The organism is Bacillus pfraonensis (assembly GCF_050768835.1).
GTDB lineage: Bacteria > Bacillota > Bacilli > Bacillales > Bacillaceae_G > Bacillus_A > Bacillus_A pfraonensis.
Genome location: NZ_JAHCDO010000042.1, coordinates 32,850 through 43,232, shown reverse-complemented (window position 1 = coordinate 43,232; position 10,383 = coordinate 32,850). Strand labels below are relative to the sequence as shown.

General features: G+C 30.7%; 5 protein-coding genes and 3 pseudogenes. 5 read left to right on the top strand and 3 right to left on the bottom strand.

The genetic code is table 11. The annotated features are described in order from the left end of the window. Nucleotides 1-159, bottom strand: a pseudogene (locus KFD70_RS26145) (alpha/beta hydrolase); the annotation flags it as partial. A gap of 920 nt (nucleotides 160-1,079) precedes the next feature. Between KFD70_RS26145 and KFD70_RS26140 the strand changes: the two are divergent. From KFD70_RS26140 to KFD70_RS26125, 4 genes and pseudogenes are all read left to right on the top strand, one after another. Continuing rightward, nucleotides 1,080-1,901 carry a ParA family protein gene (locus tag KFD70_RS26140; protein WP_241819251.1) on the top strand — a complete coding sequence of 274 codons (822 nt, stop codon included), beginning with the start codon at nucleotides 1,080-1,082 and terminating at the stop codon, nucleotides 1,899-1,901. 1 nt (nucleotide 1,902) lies between these two features. Further along, on the top strand, nucleotides 1,903-2,250 hold the full coding sequence (locus KFD70_RS26135) for a DUF5388 domain-containing protein (protein WP_336454301.1): 348 nt from the start codon (nucleotides 1,903-1,905) through the stop codon (nucleotides 2,248-2,250). A 201-nt stretch (nucleotides 2,251-2,451) separates the two neighbouring features. Then, nucleotides 2,452-2,679: pseudogene (locus KFD70_RS26130) on the top strand (DUF6241 domain-containing protein); the annotation flags it as partial. A gap of 357 nt (nucleotides 2,680-3,036) precedes the next feature. Then, nucleotides 3,037-3,324: pseudogene (locus KFD70_RS26125) on the top strand (hypothetical protein). Between the two features lie 139 nt (nucleotides 3,325-3,463). Here KFD70_RS26125 and KFD70_RS26120 read toward each other — a convergent pair. Next, the gene (locus KFD70_RS26120) at nucleotides 3,464-5,188 is read right to left on the bottom strand and encodes a helix-turn-helix domain-containing protein (protein ID WP_336454302.1); all 1,725 of its coding nucleotides are present in this window, start codon (nucleotides 5,186-5,188) and stop codon (nucleotides 3,464-3,466) included. A 1,381-nt stretch (nucleotides 5,189-6,569) separates the two neighbouring features. Here KFD70_RS26120 and KFD70_RS26115 point away from each other — a divergent pair. Continuing rightward, on the top strand, nucleotides 6,570-8,270 hold the full coding sequence (locus KFD70_RS26115; protein ID WP_336454303.1) for a hypothetical protein: 1,701 nt from the start codon (nucleotides 6,570-6,572) through the stop codon (nucleotides 8,268-8,270). Between the two features lie 867 nt (nucleotides 8,271-9,137). On the opposite strand, the gene KFD70_RS26110 is transcribed toward KFD70_RS26115, so the two are convergent. Next, nucleotides 9,138-10,166, bottom strand: coding sequence for an endonuclease/exonuclease/phosphatase family protein (locus KFD70_RS26110; protein ID WP_336454304.1), 1,029 nt, complete (start codon nucleotides 10,164-10,166; stop codon nucleotides 9,138-9,140). Nucleotides 10,167-10,383: the final 217 nt, after the last annotated feature.

Genomic DNA, 10,383 nt, shown 5'->3' with positions numbered 1-10,383 from the left:
ATCTTCCTTATTTGACATATTTCCATGTACTGCAATAAAAATTTTTTCACTCTTATCTCCCCATAAAACCGTGGGAATATTACTAATTTTAAAATTATCTTTAAGCATATTTCCTCCATAGAATAAGACATATAGGACTTGGCAAAAAACCGCACACACTTTATAATCCTCTACTCAGTTTTAAACAAATCAAACTATTCCTAATTTATCACAAATTAATTATAATACCTCTCTATCTCTATATAACAGAGTCTACTTTGTATTTATAATCTTTCTTTTTTTCCATTTCTTCAGAAGCTACAAGTTCTTATTTTGATTCCTTATTGAGCTAATCTACTCCGTTAGTGGAAGAAGGATTTTTAAACAATTATATTATTTTTTAAATGACTTTATTGTAAATTAAACAACTTTATTATCACTGCACATTACTGGAGTAATATAAATTACTAATTCTATTGCATATACCACATATCACCGCTATAACTTCCTTTATAATATAGAAATATCCCTATTTCTATAAGTAGATATTTCCCTATAGTCCTACTTTTGTTATCAAAAATGGAAGTACAGGGAGCGCTTTTGAAAAATTACTGATCCTATCGTATGTACCACATATCACTACATAATTTTCTTTATAATATAACAATATCCCTATTTCCATATTTGGATATTTCCCTATATACCTACTTTTACTATCAAAAATATTGAAATAGGTCACCGCCACTAGGTTAAGATCATGCAACGTTAATTATAGAAAAGTTTTTTTATAACGCTCCTAAAACAACTTGTGCATTTTCACCTGGAGATGCCAATTTTCTCGTTCTAGGATATTTGCTTTTCTTAGCTTGATGATGATGTAGGCATGAGATATAAGGGAGGTTTTTCAAAAAATAAATGGAGTGATATAAATGACAGATTCTATTGCATGTACCACATATCACTGCTATAATCTACTATATAACATAGGGAAATATCCCTATTTCTATAAGTAGATATTTCCCTACACCTCTAATTTTTTCACTAAAATACAGAAATGGGCATCTAGGGGAGTTTTTCAAAAAATAAATGGAGTGGTATAAATGGCTATTACAATTACTGTTGGGAATTACAAAGGGGGCGTTGGTAAAACCACTAATGCTGTATTAAACTCTTATGAATTCGCAAAAAAAGGGAAACGAACATTACTCGTTGACCTTGATCCACAGAGTAATGCAACAAAATCTCTAATGTTAACAAAATCTATCCTTAATCCTGATGAAAAAGTAACTTTAAATAAAACATTAATGAAAGGAATTCAAGAGGGGAATTTAGATGGATTAGAAGTTGAAATAATGGAAAATTTATATTTAATTCCTTCTTATGTTGATTTTCAAGATTTCGCAAAATTTCTATATAAATCGTGTTCTTCGGAAACAGAAGAAGATTTCTACTTTAAGGGATTACTTGAGAAAATAAAGCATAAATACGATTACATATTTATCGATGTTCCACCTATGTCAATTGAAGTCACAAAAAATGCAGTTGTAGCTTCTGATTATGTTCTGATAACTCTACAAACACAAGAACGTTCTCTTACAGGTGCAGAAAACTACATTAACCAACTAATAAAATTAAAAGAGCAATATAATCTTGATATTGAAGTTGTAGGAATTCTTCCAGTGCTATTAAAAAATAATGGTAAAGTGGATGAATACATTATGGAAAATGCTCGTGAAATTTTTGGTGAAGAAAACCTATTTAAAAATATCGTTCCACAGATGGAACGTATTAAAAGGTTTGATGTTAACGGTATTACTGAAAATGATAGACATGATTTAAATGTAATAGAACTATACGAAAAAATTAGTGATGAATTATTATCTCGTATCAATATTTTTGAAAGTCTGAAGGTTGGTGTATAACATGGCAAGAACTCCTGGATTATTAGGCAGAAAAAAGAGCAATTTTGACCCAACAGATCCTTATATCCCAAACGAGGATTCAGTTGTAACAAAAAGTGACGAGAATACTCCTACTTTTCCACCTATAAATGAAGAAAAACAAGCGACTCAGCAAGAGAAAAAGAAATTTAAAAACCAACAAGGCAGTATTAAAATTTCTAGTCAATCTAAGGAAGAGCTTGGAGCACTAATGAAACTTACTAATAAGAAATATGCTCACGAAATAATAGATTTACTTATTAATCATTATGTAGAAAATCAATTAACTCCCGAACAGAAAAAGAAATTTAAATTATTAACAGAGATTTAGTAATATAGAAATATCCCTACTTAGAAATAGGGATATTTCTATATTTTTTGTAGTTTAAAGAAATAACATCAACAGAACTTCTTCCACGACTTTCTCTTCCCTCTCGTCGCCGTAATTTCCTCATGTTATTCCTTTATCGCTCATTTTATTTCTTGAATCTCCCACTTCAAACGGCCCGTAAGGACGTTAAGTGGTGAGTAGTTCAAGAACAAAGAAGAACTATTAGCAATCACTGAAAGATGGGTGAATAGAGATTTTAGTAAAATTGTAGAAGAACATAACTATTTCTGGGAACTTCAAGACGGCAAGATAGGTGAAGCTACAGAAATGGATCCGATAGAAGAGCAAACATTCTCTTTAAATAATTTCGGTGATGAAGTAACAGCCGCATTACATAAATCAAGAGATCTTCAGTACGTTGGAGAATAATAAACATCTATAAATTATAGTTAGAAGCTTCCATTTAGGGAGGCTTATTTTTTATGTTTTTTTAGTTTTTGATTTAGAATTTTCATTCTTCCGATAGAAAAACGATAGGGACAAAGAACACATACAAAACGTCTCGCATATCATCGCTGTGCTCTTTTTCAAAAGATATAGAAATATCCCTATTTCTATAAGTAGATATTTCCCTATATCCTTGCTTTTGTTATCAGAAATGAAGGTATAGGAGGAACTTTTGAAAATTTACCGGAATAATATAAATTACTGATTCTATTGTATGTACCACATATCACTACTATATTCTTCTTCACAATATAGAAATATCCCTATTTCCATAAGTGGATATTTCTATATATTCTTGCTTTTGTTGTCACAAATAAAGAAATTACTCCTGCTTCTTCACCTAAAAATGAGCAAAAACAAGTGAATTGACAGGAGAAAAAGAATTTTAAAAATCAACAGGGCAGTATCGAAATTTCTAGTCAATTTATGAAAGAACCCGGGGCACCAATGAAACTCACTAATGGGAAATATGCTCATGAAATAATTGATTTACTTATACATCATTATGTAGAAAATCAATTAACTCCTAAACAGAAAAGGAAATTTAAATTATTAACTGAGATTTAGAAATATAGAAATATCCCTATTTCTTAATAGGGATATTTCTATATTTCTGTAGTGTATTTTAAAACAGGCAAATTCAATAACTACATAAAAAAGAATCCTATTTCTAGGACTCTTTTTTATGTTAATTTTTAGCTTTAGCTTACATTTTATCAATGATCATTTGTCTTTTATACCATTGGTTTAATTTGTCCCTCGCAGTTCCAGAGAGACGCTTTGTTTTTTTATTATAGAATCTTGAAAGAGTGGGCTGTGATATGCCTATCTCTGCTGAGAGCTCTCGCATAGTTATGTTCTTTCTCCGATGCATAAATTCTATTCTATCCCGAATTAACTGTTCATTTCTATTCATATCTAAGGGCTTTTCTTCAGTTTTTACTGGCTGATTATCCCTATGAATTACGTCAATAGTCTGCTTCTTCGCTAAGCTTTCCGTTGAATGAATTACATCAGTAGCCTTCTTCTTTGCTAAGTTTTCCATTGAACGAATTAATTCATTAGGTGGTAGTATTACTATTCCTAACTGTGAATAATATTTTTTAAACCAATTCTTCTTCGTCAATTGTTCCTCATCTAAACTTTTATCATATTCCCAATGGGAAATTACACCTTCTTTTTCTAAATCAATTAAAACATTTTCTAATTGATCACGAATACGATTAGGCTTTTGCTTTTGGTTAATGCCCATTACTGCTAATAACCCTTTATCTCCCCCTATAGAGTATGGCCTTTTTAAGTTAGAAAACATTTGACGAATTCTCCACTGCCATGTCAAATAACGAATTAATCTTTTATGATATTTGTGTCTATAGCTATTATATTCAAGGGCCTTTTTTGATAATAGTGCCGTAGTGCTATTAGATCCATATAGATAACTGGATAAGAAACTGCCCGGTTTAATTCGGCACGATTCTATACCCATGTATTCATTAGTATTTTTATCTCTCCAAAGCACTACAGAATCTAATACAAATAACCTTTTAATTACCTCGCGCTTTACTTCATAATGTTTACCTGTTTCAGCGCGATCATTTAGTACGACTACTTCATTCTCATCATTTAAGTATATAAAAATACTTGCTAGAGCTGCTATACGCTTAGCTACTTTAATCTTATCTTCTACTCTATAATATTCAACACCATTTGCTTTTGCTTTTGAAATACTGCACATTTCTAAAACTTGCTCATATGAAAAATCGATAAATTCATCAGGTGAGCTTGCTTCATTTAGCCATTGAATTGTGATAGTGTCTAATACGTCTGCTGTTAAATCATCCATATTACTCATTACACCATCTACTAATGTGTTCCATCTTGCGGCTTCTTCTATATTCGTTAACCTTAGATCTTCATCTTTATGAGATGAAAGCTGTGCTACCCCATTACTATCTTTCGTTTCAATAGGATATGATTTTAATTTTGTATTTTCATCTTCCTCAAATTGATTCTTCGCTATTCCATCTCTTAACTTATAATAAACAGCCGAATTATTTACTTCCAAATAATTTTTATCCACTATATTCGCATCAGGCTCGACTACTGGTGTATATGTTTTAGTATTATATGTTTCATCATTGCGAAACTCTTGTGCTATAAAGACTTCTATTGTCTCATGAATCTCTAATTTGTAAGTATCAATATTCTTAAATATATCTAAAGATGAAATCCCTTTTCTTTGTTGCTGCTGTACCCACTTTACAAGCATTGAAAATGATGGAGAAAGGTATTCTGAAGTTACAATTTTACTATTATCTGCTTCAACGTCTACATAGTAAGAATTCCATTTATGCCACAATTGCTCGTTCTGTTTATAAAGTGGTTCTGTTATTGACAATGCATCTCTAAACAATTGTAGAACGTCTTCCATATATATTTTGCTCCTAACATACATTTAATAAATATTATCTAAACGTGAAAATATTTAGCTATATGATGTCCCTTTCTAAATAACAAGAAAGATGATCAGAATATTCTATTTGAAATTTTCTACGTTATACCTTTACAGGACTCTAGTATTCACACCTGTGGTCATCCCTTTTAATGATTATACTAGACCAACTCAATTTGTAAAATCAAAATACGACTTAATTCAAGGGTTTATGTAATATCTTAATTTTTTTCATAGCTTTTTCTATTGGTCTTATTTTTTATAAACATGAAAATCTGTAGCTATATCATTACCCATTCACCTGCACAAAATCTTTTGAAAAAGAAGATTAAAGCTTGATATAACAGAATTCCTCTTGTAATTATAATTTGGAATACAAAAATTTATGGATATATGATGTCCTTTTTAAAACTAGAATTTTTAAGTTTCATCCCTTTAGTATCAACCCTTAAAGGCCGTTTTACGAATAATTTCATAGTTAAAAGCATGAAAATTTATAGCTACATGATGTCCCTTTTTTATGAAAAGATGAAAAAGACTTTAGCTATGTGATGTCCTTTTTTATGAAAAGATGAAAAGACTTTAGCTATGTGATGTCCTTTTTTATGAAAAGATGAAAAAGACTTTAGCTATGTGATGTCCCTTTTTTATGAAAAGATGAAAAGACTTTAGCTATATGATGTCCTTTTTAAAATTAAAAATTTTAGGTTTCATCCCTTTAATATCAACGTTTAAAGCCGTTTTACGAATGATTTCGTAGTTAAAAACATGAAAACTTATAGCTATATGATGTCCCTTTCAAATAATGAAAAACCTCTATAAATCCTTTCATATCATACATTCACTACCCTTTTCTTGTATTTTCAACTATTTATATAACATGAAAACCTGTAGCGGTATGATGTCCCTTTTTTTATAAAAAGATGAAAATCCGTTAGCTATATGATGTCCCTTCTAAAATTTGAAATTTTGAGTTCAAACACTTTAATACCAACGTTTAAAGGCTATTCTATGAATAATTTCATATCTAAAAACATGAAAACTTATAGCTATATGATGTCCCTTTCGTATTTATGAAAGAACCTCATAAACATTGATATAACAATGTTTATGAGGTTCTTTCTAATAATTTATCGATTTTCTAGAAAGATGAAAATCTATAGCGGTATGATGTCCATAAAAAAAAATCGATAAATCTCCAAATCCCTTGATACACAAGGGATTTGCGCATATTTCATCTTTTCACTTTTCCTCTTAAAGGGGCACATTTCATCAAATTTCGATTTGCTATAATCATAATTGGTATATTTTATATTGTTTTGGCATATATTTCTTAATTTATGTGTAGGAGGTGAAAAAGATGGGACAATCATTTATTATTCGTAATCAACGTAGTCTAAATGGACAAGATACAAATGCAGTTCTAGTAACATTAAAATCTTGGCAGAAACTTGTTGAAGCTTTTGAAGAAAAATACTATAGCTATAAAGATACCTACCTTGAAGATATTCTGGATCATATGACATATGAAGAACGCATTGCTGATGTAGACGGCTTTGTGGCTCAGGCGAAACCATCTTTTTCACGTCGTACGCTATCTGCTATTTCAGAAACAATTGGACGAAAACATAAATTATATGGCATTACAAATGCAGATTTAGAAGTCTTCTTATATCTACACAAGAAATGTTACACAAATGGGGTTATTCCAAATGTAACAGTACATATGATGTGGGAAGATTACAAGCAATATAAAGAGGAATTTGCTTATATACAGCATTCTCAATTCTATATTGCACTAAAGAAATTAAGTTTACATAACATTATTACAATTGAAAATGAATTAGATGGCCGCTATACCATTAAGCTCACTCATTTTATGAACGAAGAAACTGAAAAGGCAAATTCCTATGTGTATATTAGCCCAGTCGTATTTACCAAAGCTTTCTTTAAGCTTTCAGTTGCGGCTAAGAAACTATTCTTGGACATTGCTATGCAACAGCACAGCGAAACGACTCTTAAACGTTCCTTAGACAAACAGGATGAAAGAGGGAATTTAACTCATTTTGGCGGAATGTACCGCTTTTTACATAAGAAATACCCACATCAAATCCGTGCGGTTATGAAAGAATTAACAACTGCATTACCATGTACAGGGACTCCCCTATTCAAAATTTGCAAGTTACAAAAAGGGGTTAAAAATACAAAAAGATATACGACGTTATATCTATCCTTGCATACAGATTTCTTATGTACAAAAGAAGCTGGAGAAGTACAGTATCGCGATCCATTCACCCCTAAGGTTACGTATGCTCGGAAAGCTCGTTTTATTGAATCTGTGCTACAAGAACTGAATATCGGTGAATTTGCACAAGACATGAATAAATTTATCCATGTACTTAAGTATACTTGTCATCGACAAATTCGAAGTGTCATTCGTAGCTTACGTGACATGATAGATCGTAATGAAGAATATCCGAGTAAGTTAGTGTATACACTGAAAAAATTATTAAATCAAACATCACAATATCAAATTCTTGATACAGCAGCAAAAGAAGGCATTTACCCTCTTATTACACAACATGTTCCAAAAGAACAAAAGGAGCAAGCTGTATTTGATTTTGGATTGCATTTCTCTATGTACTCTCTACGAAACATCAAAAAGTTGTTCCGTAAAACATATGAGTTACTAAAATCCAAATTTGCTGTACCTGTTACAGAGGAATCGTATCACCGCAACTATTTAAAGTATCAAGAAGAAACCTTGTTTAGAAAGTACGCCTATGAACAAGGTACAAATCTAAATGCTTATATGGCTTTAGAAATAGAAATACGTGAACTCCTTAAAGCAAGAGGACATAAAGAACGCTTTATTCCGAGTGATGTTCGCGAATTGTTCATTGAAAAGATAGATCGACTACCTAAAGAAAAGCTTCGCGTTATTGAAGTACCAGATGAATTCAATTTGATTACATTTATGCGTGCATTTGAACAATTGGTACGCGCTGGTATTCATGTAACAACTGCCGAACAAGTACTTGAGGTAATAGAAATAAATTAACGATACTCCGCTCTCTATTTTTGAAAAAAATACAAATAGAGGGCTATTCGTGTTGATTACATTATTTAAAAACCCTTCACTAACTTCTCCTCATAGACACCCTTACTCGATTCTATTCATAATAGAGTCTTTTTTTATACATTCCTATACAAAATTGTACTGCAATTAACTAATTTTCCACACCTATATTTAAATAAACACGTTATATTTATCTAAAATGCATACAAATACCTACAAAAAATCATAAGAAAAACATTAAATTTCGTGGGTATGTAGATAAATAAAACCCGATGTGAATAATATTATGTAATGATTATTGAAATAAAGGGATTTTGGCACTTCACCTATCAAAAATCGTCAATATATATGTGAGTAATGTGAGAAATTCTAATTATGTTGATTAGTTAGCCTATATTGTGAATGTTTTGTGAGTAAATATTTTAAAATTGTGGACATACAGTGGATGAAATGAAAATTTAGCACTTGAATAAATATATTTAACAATGCATCAATTTATTTCATTTTTTATGTAGAAATATATGATTTCATTTATGATTATTTGTAGGTTTTATACCTTACTAATGGCTAATTTTGTGTTGTTAGATTTTGCTGTTTATGATTTTTTACGCTATAGTATGCTTAAATTCCTTGTTATAGTAGGAATAAAATCATATTTACTCTCCCTATATAAGTTTTGTCTTTATATTTTAAATATATATAAGATATATATTTATATAAGATTTTATTAATTAATAAAAAGAGTCACGTGTTATTAACATGTGCACTCTTCAGATAACTATTATTGTCAAAATAGTAGCTATCATAATTTATTTTTCCTTTAAAAATCTCCCCTGGTTAATTTCAAGGCTAAATTTCTTTAAATTTTATGGTTGCAACAACTTGGGCATGATCAGATTGTGTTTTATTTTCAATATCATCACATTTTAAATGTCGGTCAAGTACCTTATATGAGCTTACTCGACCAACGTGTTGTCTGTTTTTTTCATTAAGTGCATTAGATACAAAAATATAGTCTAGTACGTTTCCTAATTTTCCATAATAATGTGTGGGCAATCTTTTTTGTCCACTTTGATTTGGAGCTAAGTCAAAAGCATCATAAAGTTTATGGTTATAGACAATCTGTTGATCGTCATCCAAAATTGGATCATTCTTTATTTTTAGAAGCCTTTCTCTATTAGTTAATGCTTCTATGGGAATAGAGTGTTCATCATCGTTTAAATCACCAAGCAAGATAACTGGAACCTCTTTATGAGTGTGTAAAGTTTCAGATATATCATGATACAAGGCTGCTGCTTCTGCCCCCCGTTGTAGTAATGATATTACATGTCCTCTCGATCTTGCTCGTAAAGTTGCTAATATCTTTTTATCCAATGCATCACCAGGATTAAAATGTACATCTCTAACTGCTGGGTTTTTGGATTTCAAATGCGAAACATAAAAAACAATATCACCAGAACCATCAATATGTATCGTAGCCTTTATTGGAATACGACTGAATTTGAAATCTTCATTAACAGGTATTTCCTCCATAATGGAATCTGGTACTTTAACAGGATTTACTGATATTATTGGATATTTTGAAGCTATCGCAACTACAGGTTTTATAAATATTAATGGATTATCTATATCTGTAACAGGGGTTTCTACTGTTTCAAAATGAATAAACCCTAACTCCTCAACTAAGCTTTTCAAAATAGCTGAGCTAAATACTTCTTGAAAACCAATAACATCGCATTCCATCTTTAATATTTGTTCTTTAATCCATTCTTTCTTCATCAACCATTCAGCATCTGAATAGATGTTATGAGGTTCATACCATTTGAAAGGAGGTTCAACAAATTGGTATAAGTTAAATGTTCCACAGCGAATTTGCATAAACTTTCACCTTCTTTAGTTATGTAATTTGTAATACCCATTGGACGGTTATCAGAGGGTGTATATAGCACTAATCATATTCCGCAATAAAGGGTATGTAGAAATACTGGATTAAGAATTAGTATGAATAGCTCAGTATATTTTCATTCTCTGTGATGAAGTGATGATTTTTCTACTTCAGTTTGGAAGCTTGTGTTACCATATTTATATTTACTGC